This is a genomic window from Streptomyces sp. AA1529, from assembly GCF_000280905.1.
Lineage (GTDB): Bacteria > Actinomycetota > Actinomycetes > Streptomycetales > Streptomycetaceae > Streptomyces.
Map to the genome: position 1 here is coordinate 1 of NZ_ALAP01000087.1, position 13,658 is coordinate 13,658.

The window sequence follows — 13,658 nt, forward strand, 5'->3', positions numbered from 1 at the left end:
CGTTGTCCACAGGCTGTGGACACGCGGCGCCGCGGCTGCACGGGCGCCGGACGCCGAGCGCCCGGCGCCGCACGCGGACCGTCGTGCCGGGTCAGCGGACCAGGCGGGCGCCCTTGTACGGACCCGTGACCGGCTTCCCGGCCGCGGACGGGGCGCTGTCGGCCGACTCCTCGGCGGCCAGCCGCGGGGCTGCCGGGCGGTCGGTGCCGCGCGGCAGCGCACTGGTGTCCCACGCGTAGTGGCCGACGGCGTCGGCGATGGCCTTGACGTTCAGGTCGAAGGCGCGGGGATCGATGTTCTCCAGGGTGTCGCATGCCTGGTGGTAGCAGCCGTCGTAGGCCTCACCGGCCGTGCCGCCCCACAGCTTCTGCTCCTCGGCGGTCTTGATCCCCTCGGCACCGGTGAACGTGCCGCCCGAGGGGATACCCGCCTCGATGAACGGACCGTAGTCGGAGCGGCCGGTGAAGTCGGTGCCGCGGGTCTCCGTCCCACGGGTGGCGAGGAAGTCCACCAGATTCTTCTCCAGCACCGCCGAACCCTCCGGGCCGGGGCCCGCGCCCGTGCCGTCGGAGTCGTCCCCGTCGTACGCGAACATCCCGTAGTTGGGGCTCGCGATCATGTCGAAGTTCAGATACAGCGAGATCTTCCCGCGTTCGGCGGCCGACAGCTCCGACACATAGTGCTCGGCGCCGAGCAGGCCCAGCTCCTCGGCGCTCCACAGCGCGAAGCGGACCTTGTTCGCGTGCTTGCCCTTGTGGTCGGCCCTGGCCAGCTGGAGGGCGGTCTCCAGGACGCCCGCCGAGCCGGAGCCGTTGTCGTTGATGCCGGGGCCCTCGGGGACGGAGTCGAGGTGGGCGCCGAGCATCACCGTGTTGTCCGGGTCGCCGCCGCGGGTCTCCGCGAGGACGTTCTGCGTAGTGCGCTGCTCCTGGTGCTCGCGCACCTCCAGGTTGACGGTGACGTCGCCGTCCGCGGCCTGCTCGGCGAGCGCCTCACCGTCGGCCAGGGTGATGCCGCCGGTGGGGATGCGGGCGGCGTCCGGGCTGCCGAGGGTGCCGTTGAGCGCGCCCTCCTCGTTGTTGTAGACCACCGCGCCGACCGCGCCCGCCTCGGCGGCGGTCGCCTGCTTCTGCGCGAACGTGCAGCCGCCCCGCTTGATCAGCGCGATCCTGCCGTCGAACGCGCCCTGTGCGTAGTCGCCGGCCTCGCAGCCCGTGGTGCCGTCGGCATCGACCGGAACCACCGCGACCGGGGCCTCGACGCCGCCCTCGGGGGTGCTCTTCGTGTAGGTCATCAGCGTGATCGGGACGTCGCGCTGGTTCGGGCCGAGCACGGAGAGCTTCTCGGCCAGGGTCTCGCGGAAGGTGAACTCGAACTTCTGATAGGTGACCTTGTAGCCGGCCGCCTTGAGCAGGGTGCCCGCGTAGCGCGCGGAGCGGTCGTGGCCCGCGGAGCCGGCGCCGCGGTTGCCGTCGCTGAAGTGGGCGATGGCGCTGAGCGCCGCCAGATGCTTGCGGGCACCGTGCCCGCTGGTGCGCCGGACCAGTTTCCTGGCCAGCTTGTCGCCCTTCTTCGCGGACTGCTTCGCGGACGGCCGGGGCGGCTTCCGGTCGGCGGCGGACTGCTCCGCGGCTGCGGGGGACGAGATCAGCAGCAGCGGGGTGGCCAGCGCGGTCGCGGCCAGGGCCGCCACGGATCTCCGGCGCAGCGCGCGCGAGGAGCGGGGGGAGCGGAGCGGTACGGACACAGTCGTGGTCCTTTCGGGGAACGGCTGTTCGGCGTGTGGTGCTCACTGGTGCTCCATGCCCGCGCGTCCGGGATCCGGACGCGCGGACTCGGTGAGAGGGAAGCTAGTGGCCGACGGGCCCGGAGGGAACGCCTGTGCGTGTACCGTCGCGTCGCCCGGCGGGTACGCGCCCGGTCCGGGGCCTGTTCCGGCCCACGCGGTCCCGGCCCCGTTCCCGGCCCCGGGCGCCGGTTCCACACGGTCCAGGCGACCGGTGCCGGTGTGCGGCTCCGGCGTGTGGTTCCGGGAACCCGGGTCGGGAACGCAGGGGGCGGGGAACCGCGTTGGTAGCGTGTAGCGTCCGATACCGCCTGTGTGCCGTTTCTCCGCGCCGCCCACCGGCCCACCGGCCGGGAGACACCCCGCCCCGCGCCCCTGATCAGGAGCCTTCCGTGACCAACCTCGCACTAGGACCCAGCTGGCTGGATCCGGACTTCCTGATCCAGACCTTCGGCCCGGTGGGGATCCTGGCGATCGTCTTCGCGGAGTCGGGCCTGCTCATCGGCTTCTTCCTGCCCGGCGACTCGCTCCTGTTCACCACGGGGCTCCTGATCGTCACCGACCAGCTCCACATGCCGCTGTGGCTGATGTGCCTGCTGATCGTGCTCGCCGCGGTGCTGGGCGACCAGGCCGGATATCTGTTCGGCAAGAAGGTGGGGCCGACGCTCTTCAAGCGGCCCGACTCGCGGTTCTTCAAGCAGGAGAACGTCGAGAAGGCGCACGAGTTCTTCGAGAAGCACGGCCCGAAGTCGCTGGTGCTGGCCCGGTTCGTACCGATCGTGCGGACGTTCACCCCGATCATCGCCGGTGTCAGCAGGATGCGGTACCGGTCCTTCGTCCTCTTCAACATCATCGGCGGCACCCTGTGGGGCGCGGGTGTCACCCTGCTGGGCGCGGCGCTGGGACAGATCGACCTGGTGAACGAGCACATCGAGTCGTTCCTCGTCGGCATCGTGCTGCTGTCGGTCCTCCCGATCGTGATCGAGTACCTGCGCAGCCGCCGCAAGGGCGGTGCCGCCGACGCCGAGGACGAGGCGCCGGGCTCCCCCGCCCGCGCGCAGGACCACCCTCCGGCCCCTGGCACTCCCGGCGCTCCCCACGGCGCCTCCGGACATCACCCGGGCGCCGTCGGCAATCACCCGGGCGCCCCCGGCGGACCGGGCCAGGGCCAAGGCACATATCAGGGGCCCGGCCCGTACCAGGGCCAGGGGCCGGGCCAGGGCGCGTACCCGGGGCACGGGGCGTACCAGGGTCAGGGCGGCCAGGCGGCGCCCGGCCACGCACCCGGCGGCGGGATGATGCCTCCCGGTGCTCCCGGTGCTCCCGGTGCTCCCGGTGCTCCCGGTGCTCCCGGTGCTCCCGGTGCTCCCGGTGCTCCCGGTGCTCCCGGTGCGTACGGCAGCAGCCATCCGCTTCCGCCCGAGGTTCCGTACGGCGCCTCCGGCGGCGGCGCGCCGCAGGGCACTCCGTACGGTGGGGCGGCGCCTGGGGGCTCCCAGGTTCCCCAGGGCCCCTACGGCCCGGGTGCCGGGGCGCAGAACCCGCATGGTGGTGCACCCGGCCCGTACGACGACGGCGCGGAGCCGCAGGGCCCGCCCGCCTCGCCCGAGGACCCGTCCGCTCCCCAGAACCGCACCGGGCGCGGTCGGCACGCCCGCCGCTGAGACACGTCCCCGCAGCTCCCGGGCGGCCCGGCCCTGCCCAGGTGGCCGGGGTCGCCGCAATGCTCGATGTGTGCGCCCACGTCCCCGCCGAGGTACGTCTGGAACGTGCCGAGTTCGTCGCGCAGTCGGCGGAGCAGCGAATCCGAGTCCATGACCGGCGAAACTGGTTCAGCCCACTGACATCGTGTCCCCGGGCACGGCACGTCGGGCGGGTTCCGAAGCGCCGTAAGCGGGCCTGACGACGACCGCGTCCCGTCCCGGACGGGGGACCGGGACGGGACGCGGGGCTCAGTGGGATGGGTCGTGTGGGGGGCTCAGTCTCCGCGCACGGCGCGGTCCTTCTCGTGCTTCCCGCCGGTCCCGTCCACGCGTGGTGCGTGCTCACCGTCGGGGGCCGCGGACGGTGCGGGGCCGCCGCGCCGTGCGGGCAGCAGGCGCTTCAGCAGGGGCCACAGCAGGACGGTCGCGATCACCGCGTAGACGGTGACGGAGAACGGGGTGTCGACCAGTCCCGTGACGTTCCCGTCGCTGATCTGGAGCGCCCTGCGCAGCTGCTGCTCCGCGTTGGGGCCCAGGATGACGCCGATGATCGCGGGGAGCACCGGCAGCCCGTAGCGCCGCATCAGCACGCCGAGGAGGCCGATGACGAGGAGGATGACGACGTCGACGGCCTGGCCGCCGACCGCGTAGGCACCGACCGCCGCGAAGAAGAGGATGCCCGCGTACAGGTAGGGGCGCGGGACGCGCAGCAGCTTGGACCAGACGGGCGCCAGCGGCAGGTTGAGGACGAGCAGCATCGCCATCCCGATGAAGAGCGAGGCGATCAGCCCCCACACCAGTTCAGGTTCCCGCTCGAAGAGCAGCGGGCCCGGCTGGATGCCGTACTGCTGGAAGGCGGCGAGCATCACGGCGGCGACGGCGGTCGTCGGCAGCCCGAGGGTCAGCATCGAGACGAGCGTGCCCGCCGCCGAGGCGGAGGCGGCCGACTCCGGTCCGGCGACGCCCTCGACGGCGCCCTTGCCGAACTCCTTGCGGTGCTTCGAGAGCCGCTTCTCGGTGATGTAGGAGAGGAAGGTGGGGATCTCCGCGCCGCCTGCCGGGATCGCCCCGAAGGGGAACCCGATGAGCGGCCCGCGCAGCCACGGTTTCCAGGTGCGCCGCAGCTCGTCGCGGCCCAGCCACGGGCGGCCCACCGGGATGGAGGTGCCGGGGTCGCGCCGCAGGTGCGCGGCGACCCACAGGGCCTCGCCGATGGCGAAGAGGCCGACCGCGACGATCACGACGTCGATGCCGTCCGAGAGTTGCAGGCTGCCGAAGGTCAGCCGCTGCTGGCCGGTCATCTGGTCCAGGCCGACCAGTCCCAGGGTCAGGCCGATCAGCAGGGAGGCGAAGCCGCGGACGCGGGAGGAACCGAGGACGGAGGTGACGGCGATGAAGGCCATCACCATGATGGCGAAGTAGTCGGGGGCGCCGATGTCCACCGCCAGGCTCGCCACGGTCGGGGCGAGCAGGACGAGGAGGATGGTGCCGATCATGCCGCCCGCGAAGTGCCCGACGGCCGCGGCGGCCAGGGCCTGGGAGCCGCGTCCGGCCTTGGCCATCGGGTTGCCTTCGATGGCGGCGATCACCGCCGCGCTCTCCCCGGGGGTGTTGAGCAGGATGGAGGTCGTCGAGCCGCCGAACATCCCGCCGTAGTAGATCCCGGCGAACATGATGAACGCGGCGGTCGGGTCGAGGCCGTAGGTGACGGGCAGCAGCAGTGCGACAGCCATCGCGGGGCCGATGCCCGGCAGGACGCCGATGGCGGTGCCCAGCAGCACGCCCACGGCGGCCCACAGCAGGTTGAGCGGGGTCAGCGCGGTGCCGAAGCCGTCGATCAGGGAGTTGACGGAATCCATGGTCACATCACTCCCATCAGTGGTCCGCCCGGCAGATGGACGCCGAGGAGGAGGTGGAAGACCGTGTAGGTGAGCAGGGACAGCCCGGCCGCGATCAGCGGGTCCCGGGTGAAGGCATGGCGGCGGCTGCCCAGCGTGAAGGCCGAGCCCCAGAAGAGCAGGGCGCCCGCGAGGGGGAAGCCGAGCGGCTCGATCAGCGCGGCGAAGGCGAGGAAGACTCCGGTGAGGAGCGCGACGGTACGCCAGTCGCCCGGCTCGTCCTCCTCCGCGTCGACCGCCCCGACTGCCCCGAGCGCGTCCTTCCTGTCCTGCGCCTCCTGCGCCTCCTGCGCCTCCTGCACGTTCTGCGTGTTCTGCGCGTTCTCTGCGTCCGGTTGCGTGGTGCGTCGGCTCCCCTGCTCCGGTACCGCGGATGCCTCGCTCTCCGGCTCCGGGTGCGGGGTCTGCGCCTCCGCGTCCCCGGGCTCCGGGAGCGTCGTCGTCCCGCCCCCGGCCGTGGTGTCCTCAGTGGCGCCGCGCAGGACGTCGACGGTGAGCACGACGGAGACGACCAGCAGGGCCGTTCCGACGACGAAGGGGACCGTGCGGGGGCCGACCGGGCCGCGGGCCGAGGCGACGGTGTCCATGGTGAGCGCGTCGCCCAGCACGAGGACGCCGACGGCCAGCAGCAGCGCGCACAGTCCGAGTTCGGAGTAGCCGCGGCGCCGGGCGGCGCCGGACCCGGTTCGGGTTCTCCCCTCCTGCCGGTCGGCCCGCGGGCTTCGCGGGAGCCGGGGGGATCGGGTGCTGTTCGTGTCGCTCACTGTCCCAGCTCCTTCAGGACGGTGTTCACGCGCTCGTCCTCGCGCTTGAGGAAGCGGCCGTACTTGTCGCCGGGCAGCCAGGCGTCCTCCCAGCCGTTGGTCCGAAGCGAGGTGCGCCACTGCTCGGAGCGGCGCAACTCGCTCATGAACCGCACGAGTTTGTCCCGTTGGGCTTCGGAGAGCCCGGGCGGCGCCATCATGCCGCGCCAGTTGGTGAACTCCACGTCGACGCCGGACTCCTTGAGGGTGGGCGCGTCGAAGCCCGCGGCCCGCTTCGGGCCGGTGACGGCGAGCAGCCGCAGCTCGCCGGATTCGATCTGGTCGCGGTACTCGCCCAGGCCGGAGACGCCGAAGGCGACTTTGCCGCCCAGCACGGAGGCCAGCAGCTCGCCGCCGCCGTCGAACGGCACGTAGTTGACCTCCTTGGTCCCGATCCCCGCCGCGCGGGCCATCAGCATCGGTGCGAGGTGGTCGGGGCCGCCCGGTGAGGAGCCGCCGCCGACCGGCATGGCGCCCGGGTGCTTCTTCCAGTCGGCCAGGAGCTGCCGGAACGTCTTGTACTTGGAGTTCTTGGCGACGACCACGATGTCGGGCTCCTCCGTGAGCCGGGCGACGGGTGTCGCGTCGGCGAGGGTGGAGGGCGCGTCGTTGGTGTGGACGGCACCGACCACACCGAGGCCCATGGACATCGTCAGCTTGCCGTTGCCGCGCTCGTTGACGAGCCGGCTGAGGCCGACGGTGCCGCCGGCGCCGGGCAGGTTGTAGACCTCGATGTTGTGGTTGAGGCCGGCGTCCTCGGCGTTCTTGGCCGCCGTACGGGCGGTGATGTCGTAGCCGCCGCCGGGGGTGTTGGGCACCATGAAGCGCAGGCCGGGGATGTTCGTGCCGCCCGAGGCGCCACTGCCGGAAGTGATCAGCGGGGGTACGAGCAGTACGACCGCCGCGGCGGCCAGAGGGGAGAGCAGGGTGCGCGAGCGCACGCGGAACACCGCCTTTCCGAGGCAGTCCGGGGGGACGGGTGGGGAAGGCCCACATGCTGCCCGGACGGCGGGGCGGTGTCTGCCCTCGTACAGCAAGAAAAGTATTGGTCGTTGTGGTCGTTGTGGTCCCGTTCCCGGGGCGGCCGGAGCAGGGTGCGGTCCGGGCACGGGAGGGCGGTGCGGCGGTGCGCGGCCCGGTGGCCCGGTGGCTCTTCCGGCCGCCGCCGCGGCGGAAGCCGGGGCCGGGGGCTCAGCGCAGGTCTTCGGTGGGGGGCAGGGCCGCGTCGAGGGCGTCGACGGAGGGATATCGGGGCAGGGACCGGCCCAGTTCCAGCCGCCGCAGCAGCCTGCCGACCGGCATCTGCCCGCAGAGCAGCACCAGCCAGCCCTCCCGGGCGAGCGCGGTCGAGCGGGCCCGCAGCAGGACGCGGAGCACCGAGCAGTCCAGGAACGTCACGTCCCGCATGTCCAGGACGACCCGGGGCGGCGCGGTGTCCGAGAGGGCCCATGCCAGGTCGCTCTCCAGCTCGGGCAGCGTCGCGATGTCCAGTTCGCCCCTCGCGCGTACGGTCCGGAACCGGGCGGAGCCGGGGGTGTCGGAGCGCGGGACGGCGACCATCGAAGACCCCTTCCACTGGCGGGCGGTACGGCGGGTCGGGCGGAGCGGGCGGGTGCTGCGGCGACAGGACAAGGGGCGACGGGGCGAGGGGGTGAGGGGGCGAGGGGGCGAGGGAGCTGAGGGGTGGTGGGGCGACGCGGGCGCCGATCGGGACGTGCGCGACGCGTCCGGCGGTACGGCCGTTCGGCCGGGTCCGGGGCCGAACATGTGCACTCTAAACATGTCCCGGGGCTGCTGAGGCACGAGTGCGGACACCGAAGCCTTCGGTGCCTCGATCTCACCCGTCCGAGTGACAGCAGGGTGCTGCGGAGCCGGGAGGGGCGCATGGAGGGCGCATGGCGGACGCGCCGCCGGGGCAGGGCTGCGGAATGCGACGCGAGGCGGGAGACGCGGGAGACGCGGCACGCGCGACAGCGGAGGCGCTGGCAGCGCACTACGGACTGGAACCGCTGCCGCGCGAGGGCGGCCGGTTCCGGCGGCTGTGGGCGGGACCCGAACGGGGCGACGGCCGGCCGGCGGGCTCCGCGATCGTGATGCTGCTGACGGACGCCCCGGACGACTACTGCGCGCTGCACCGGCTGCCCACCGACGAGGTGTGGCACCACTACCTGGGCGCCCCGCTGGAGTTGCTGCTGCTCGGGCCCCAGGGCGGGGCGAGGACACCGGTGCTCGGGTCCGACGTACTGGGTGCGGGGCACCATGTGCAGCTCACGGTGCCCGCCGGTACCTGGATGGCAGCCCGCGTCGCCCGGCGCGCGACGGACGACCCGGGACCGGACGATCCGGGACCGGACGATCCGGGACCGGGCCGGTCGGGACCGGACGCCCCGGGACCCGGCGGGCCGCGGGGCCGGGCGGGCGCGTGGACGCTGTTCGGCTGCACGATGGCACCCGGCTACACCGCCGCGGACTACGAGCACGGCGACGCGGAGGCGCTGGTCCGCGCGTACCCCGAGCACGCCGGGCTGATCCGGGAGCTGGCCCGATGAGCGCGGCGGCGCGCACGGTGCTGGTGACGGGCGCCTCCGGCGGCATCGGGCGCGGCATCGCCCTGCGGTTCGCGGCGGGAGGCGCACCGGTGGCGGTGCACTACCGCGGTGATCCGCAGGGGGCCCGCGCGACCGTCGACGCGATCGAACGGGACGGCGGCGAGGCGCTGGCCCTGCACGGTGAACTGGCCACGGAGGAGGGCTGCCGTGCCGTGGTCGCCGAGGCTGCCGGGTGGCGCACCGCGGGGCTCGGCGCGCTGGTCAACAACGCGGGGGTGCAGCCCGTGCGGGAGCTGGCCGGGATGACTCTCCAGGAGTGGCGCGCGGTCGTCGACAGCAACCTCTCCGGCGTCTTCTGCTGCACCCAGGCGGCGGCTCCGCTGCTGGCGGAGCGCGGCGGCGGCAGCATCACACATATCGCCTCCGTCGAGGCGGCGCAGCCCGCGCCGGGGCACGCGCACTACGCCGCGTCCAAGGCCGCGATCGTCGCGCACGCCCGGGCCGCCGCGCTGGAGTACGGGCCGCTCGGGGTGCGGGTCAACACCGTCTCGCCCGGACTGGTGGCGCGGGACGGCATCGAGGAGCAGTGGCCCGAAGGGGTCCGGCGCTGGCGCGCGGCGGCGCCGGACGGGCGGTTGGGCGCCGCGGAGGACGTGGGGGACGCGTGCGTGTTCCTCGCCTCGCCGCGGGCCCGCTGGATCAACGGGCACGATCTCGTGCTGGACGGCGGGGTGTCGGCCCGGCCCTCGTGGTGACCTCGCCGGCGGGCCCGGGGCGGCTCAGCCGGCGGCGGGCTGTCGGGCCTCCGCTCCGACGTAGTCGCGCAGATGGCGCGCCGTCAGGGTGTCGCCTGCGGTGACGAGTTCGGCGGGTGGTCCGGTGAACAGCACCTCCCCGCCGTCGTGCCCGCCACCCGGACCGAGGTCGATGATCCAGTCCGCGTGGGCCATCACCGCCTGGTGGTGCTCGATGACGACGACCGAGTTGCCGTCCTCGACCAGCCGGTCCAGCAGCGCCAGCAGTTGGTCGACGTCGGCCATGTGCAGTCCCGTCGTCGGCTCGTCCAGGACGTAGGTCGCGGCTTTCTCGGCCATGTGGATGGCCAGTTTGAGGCGCTGGCGCTCGCCGCCGGAGAGGGTGTTGAGCGGCTGCCCCAGCCGCAGATAGCTCAGGCCGACGTCCGCGAGCCGGCCCAGGATCGCGGCGGCCTGCCCGGTGGGCAGGAACGCGGCGGCCTCGGCCACCGACATGCCCAGCACTTCACTGATGTTCTTGCCGCGCAGCGTGTACTCCAGCACCGCCGGGGTGTAGCGCTTGCCCTCGCACTCCTCGCACACCGAGGAGACGCCGCCCATCATCGCCAGGTCGGTCCAGACGAGCCCGATGCCGTTGCAGTTCGGGCAGGCGCCCGCCGAGTTGGCCGAGAAGAGCGCCGGCTTGACGCCGTTGGCCTTGGCGAAGGCCGTGCGGATGGGTCCGAGCAGCCCGGTGTAGGTGGCCGGATTGCTGCGGCGGGAGCCGCGGATGGGGGACTGGTCGGCCACCCGTACGCCGTCCCGTCCGGACAGATGGCCGTGGATCAGGGAGCTCTTGCCGGATCCCGCCACGCCGGTGACGACGGTGAGGACGCCCAGCGGGATGTCCACGTCGACGTTCTTGAGGTTGTGCAGGTCCGCTCCGGTGATCCGGACCGCGCCCTTGGGCTCCCGGACCGTCTCGCGCAGCCGGGCGCGGTGGTGGAGATGGCGGCCGGTGAGCGTGCCGGAGGCGCGCAGCCCCGGCACGTCCCCCTCGTAGCAGATCCGGCCGCCCTCGGTGCCCGCGCCGGGCCCGAGGTCGACGACGTGGTCGGCGACGGCGACGACCTCCGGCTTGTGCTCGACCACCAGGACGGTGTTGCCCTTGTCGCGCAGGAGCAGCAGCAGTTCGTTCATCCGCTGGATGTCGTGCGGGTGCAGGCCGATGGTGGGTTCGTCGAAGACGTAGGTGACGTCGGTGAGGCTGGAGCCGAGGTGGCGCACCATCTTGACCCGCTGTGCCTCGCCGCCGGAGAGCGTCCCGGCCGGGCGGTCCAGGCTCAGATATCCCAGCCCGATGTCGACCAGGGAGTCGAGCGTCTGACAGAGCGCGTCGCGCAGCGGCGCGACGTTGGCCTGCCCGCCGCCCGACGCTTGCAGCTCCCCTTCCCCGGGGTCTCCGGAGTCCCCGGGGCCCCCGGAGTGTCGGCTCTCGCCGGAAGGCCGGGAGTCCGGCGCGCTGTCGGACAGTCCGCGGACGAACGGCGCGAGGTCGCTGATCTGCATCGCGGCGCAGTCGGCGATGTTCCGCCCGTCGATCCGGGAGGAGAGTGCCGCCTGGCTGAGCCGGCTGCCGCCGCACACCGGGCAGTCGGTGTAGACGACGGCCCGGTCGACGAACTCCCGTATGTGGGACTGCAACGCCTCGCGGTCCTTGGACAGGTAGGTGCGCCGGATGCGGGCGACCACGCCCTCGTAGGTGAGGTTGGAGGTGCCGACCTTGACCTTCGTCATGGGCCTGTACAGCAGCGCCTCCCACTCCTCCGGGGTGAAGTCGCGCACCTTCTTGTCCGGGTCGAAGAATCCGGAGTTGACGACCACCTGCCAGTACCAGTTGTCCACCGCGAAGCCCGGTGCGGTGATCGCTCCGTCGCGTACGGACAGCCCGGTGTCGACGAGCTGCCCGATGTCGACCGTCGTGGTCCGGCCCAGCCCCTCGCACTCGGCGCACATGCCCTCGGCGCTGTTGAAACCGAACGCGGTCGCGGGGCCGACGTACGGGGTGCCCAGGCGGCTGAAGAGGATCCGCAGCATCGTGTAGGCGTCGGTGGCGGTGCCCACGGTGGAGCGGGAGTTGGCTCCCATCCGCTCCTGGTCGACGACGATCGCCGCGCTCAGGTTGCGCAGGCTGTCCACGTCGGGGCGGCCCAGGCTCGGCATGAACGACTGGACGAACGCCGTGTACGTCTCGTTGATCAGCCGCTGCGACTCCGCCGCGACCGTTCCGAAGACGAGCGAGGACTTTCCGGACCCCGAGACTCCGGTGAAGACCGTCAGCCTGCGCTTGGGCAGGTCGAGGGAGACGTCCGCGAGATTGTTCTCGCGCGCTCCGCGCACTTCGATGACCGAGTGGCTGTCGGCGGGCGTCAGCGGCGTGTTCTGGGCCGGCATCCTGCTTCTCCTAGGTTCCCGGCCGGCGACCCGCGCCGGCCGGCGCAACGGAAGTGCTCGACCGGCCAGCCTAGGGAACGGGTGTGACAATCGGTGCGGCTCGCCCGCCGGTCAGCGGCGGCTCGCCCGCCGGTCAGCGACGGCTCACCAGCCGGTCAGCAGCAGGTGGTTGACCGCCAGCGCGGTCGCCGCCTGGGCCGCCAGCCAGTACCGCGCTCCCCGCCGCGGCAGCAGCGCCGCCGCGGGCAGCAGCCAGGTGAGGAAGGGCAGCCAGATCCGTTCGGTCTCGGCCTTGCTCATGCCGGACAGGTCGGCGACGGCGATCGTCAGCACCGCGGCGGCCACCACCGCCGCGAGCCGTGCCCGGCTGTCCGGACCGGCCGCCGCCGGCCCGCCGTCCGGCCGCCGGGCCCGCAGCCGGACGGCGGCCCGTCGCCCGGTCCGCGCGGCCGACACCAGCGCACGCCGCGCCCCGGCGACCGCAGCGGGTCCGCAAGCGGTCACGGCGCAGGCGAGATTGCCCCACACCCAGTAGCTGTACGGCCGGATGCGCGCGGCCCCCTCGTAGTAGCGCTCGGTCAGCAGCCGGTAGCCCTCCCACCAGTTGAAGCCCGCGAGGGTGAAGGCGGCCGCCACCACGGCGACCCCGGCCAGCACCCACGGCAGCGGCCGCAGGGTGCGGGACAGCGCGAGCACGGTGAGGCCGAGCAGTGCGCACAGGGTCAGCCCGTACGACAGGTAGCAGGTCAGCCCGAACAGCAGCCCGGCGGCGAACGCGACGGCGCGCGGTGCGCGGACCGCGCCGGCACCCGAGCGGGCGGCCAGCGCGAGGAGGGCCAGCGCCCAGGCGGCCACCGCGGTGAAGTAGCCGTCCGCGGAGACCCCCACCCACACGGCGGTGGGCGCCAGGACGAGGAACGGTGCGGCGCTGCGGGCGTGCTCCTCGTCCGTGAGCGCGCGCAGGGCCACCAGAACGGCGGCCGCCGCCGACGCGCCGACGGTGATGACCCAGGTGGAGGCCCACGGGCCGCCGCCGAGCCCCACCCGGTCGAGTCCGACGAAGGTGAGCACCGCGGCGGGCGGGTGGCCCGCCACATGGGGCACCCAGTTGTCCGGGGAGTGCAGCAGGATGTGGTCGGTGAAGGTGCGCAGCGCGGCACCGGCGTCCGCGAACCGGTCGATCTCCTGGAGGTACTCGTAGGCGGACGTCAGCTGGTTCTCCACGCCCCGGTGCCAGCCGTCCACCATCGCCAGCGACCAGATCCAGGCCATGGAGGCGAGCCAGACCGCGGGCAGCAGCCGCCGCCACCGCAGCCGTGCGGCCAGCGCGGGTCCGTAGCCCAGCACGGCTCCGGCCACCAGCAGCGCGGCCGGGGTACCCGGGCCCACGTGCGGTTCCAGGTGGGCGTAGTAGGGCGGCCAGTGGACCCGCAGGGTGCCGTGTTCGCGCTCGATGGCGCCGCCGATGACGACGGCCGCGGTCACCAGTGCCCCGGCCGCCGCCACGACGGCCAGGTCGGGGCGCAGCCCGCGCGGCCACACCCCGGGGGCGCGCCACCGGGACCGGGTGCGCGGGACAGTGCCGGCTGCGCGCTGGTGCGGGGTCCGGGCGCCGGATCTCCCGGTCGCGCGCGCCCCCTGGTCGTGCGCTGTGCGCCCCTGCTGGTGGTCGGGCGCGTCCGGGGCTTCGGGGGCGGATCCGGGCTCGGCGCTGTCCGGGCGGGTGGAGGA

10 protein-coding genes are annotated in these 13,658 nt (G+C 73.5%); 3 read left to right on the forward strand and 7 right to left on the reverse strand.

What is annotated here, in order from left to right; all coding sequences use genetic code 11:
- Positions 1–91: 91 nt before the first annotated feature.
- Positions 92–1,747, reverse strand: a complete 1,656-nt coding sequence (locus tag A949_RS0125115; protein ID WP_019358805.1) for a M28 family metallopeptidase — start codon at positions 1,745–1,747, stop codon at positions 92–94.
- Positions 1,748–2,178: 431 nt separating this feature from the next.
- Between A949_RS0125115 and A949_RS0125120 the strand changes: the two genes are divergently transcribed.
- A complete protein-coding gene (locus A949_RS0125120) occupies positions 2,179–3,450 on the forward strand; it encodes a VTT domain-containing protein (RefSeq protein ID WP_019358806.1) in 1,272 nt (423 codons plus the stop codon).
- 314 nt (positions 3,451–3,764) lie between these two features.
- Here A949_RS0125120 and A949_RS34465 read toward each other — a convergent pair whose 3' ends face one another.
- The 4 genes from A949_RS34465 to A949_RS34480 all read right to left on the reverse strand — a co-directional run bounded on the left by A949_RS34465 (position 3,765) and on the right by A949_RS34480 (position 7,750).
- Positions 3,765–5,348, reverse strand: a complete 1,584-nt coding sequence (locus A949_RS34465; RefSeq protein WP_037707616.1) for a tripartite tricarboxylate transporter permease — start codon at positions 5,346–5,348, stop codon at positions 3,765–3,767.
- Between the two features lie 2 nt (positions 5,349–5,350).
- The gene (locus A949_RS36770; RefSeq protein ID WP_019358808.1) at positions 5,351–6,151 is read right to left on the reverse strand and encodes a tripartite tricarboxylate transporter TctB family protein; all 801 of its coding nucleotides are present in this window, start codon (positions 6,149–6,151) and stop codon (positions 5,351–5,353) included.
- Positions 6,148–7,131 (reverse strand): Bug family tripartite tricarboxylate transporter substrate binding protein, encoded by a 984-nt coding sequence (locus tag A949_RS0125135; RefSeq protein WP_026005015.1) that lies wholly within the window; start codon positions 7,129–7,131, stop codon positions 6,148–6,150. Before A949_RS0125135 ends, A949_RS36770 begins: the two co-directional genes overlap by 4 nt.
- A 250-nt stretch (positions 7,132–7,381) precedes the next feature.
- Complete coding sequence (locus tag A949_RS34480; protein WP_019358810.1) at positions 7,382–7,750, reverse strand: STAS domain-containing protein; 369 nt, start codon at positions 7,748–7,750, stop codon at positions 7,382–7,384.
- Between the two features lie 368 nt (positions 7,751–8,118).
- Between A949_RS34480 and A949_RS0125145 the strand changes: the two genes are divergently transcribed.
- Together A949_RS0125145 and A949_RS0125150 are read left to right on the forward strand one after the other, a co-directional pair.
- The gene (locus A949_RS0125145) at positions 8,119–8,739 is read left to right on the forward strand and encodes a cupin domain-containing protein (RefSeq protein ID WP_051019631.1); all 621 of its coding nucleotides are present in this window, start codon (positions 8,119–8,121) and stop codon (positions 8,737–8,739) included.
- Entirely contained in the window at positions 8,736–9,494 is a 759-nt protein-coding gene (locus A949_RS0125150) for an SDR family NAD(P)-dependent oxidoreductase (protein ID WP_019358812.1), read from the forward strand. Before A949_RS0125145 ends, A949_RS0125150 begins: the two co-directional genes overlap by 4 nt.
- Positions 9,495–9,518: 24 nt before the next feature.
- Here the strand turns inward: A949_RS0125150 and A949_RS0125155 are convergent, their stop codons facing one another.
- Positions 9,519–11,927, reverse strand: coding sequence for an ATP-binding cassette domain-containing protein (locus A949_RS0125155; RefSeq protein WP_019358813.1), 2,409 nt, complete (start codon positions 11,925–11,927; stop codon positions 9,519–9,521).
- A gap of 144 nt (positions 11,928–12,071) precedes the next feature.
- Positions 12,072–13,469: a hypothetical protein gene (locus A949_RS0125160; RefSeq protein WP_051019632.1), complete on the reverse strand. Its 1,398-nt coding sequence runs from the start codon at positions 13,467–13,469 to the stop codon at positions 12,072–12,074.
- Positions 13,470–13,658 lie beyond the last annotated feature (189 nt).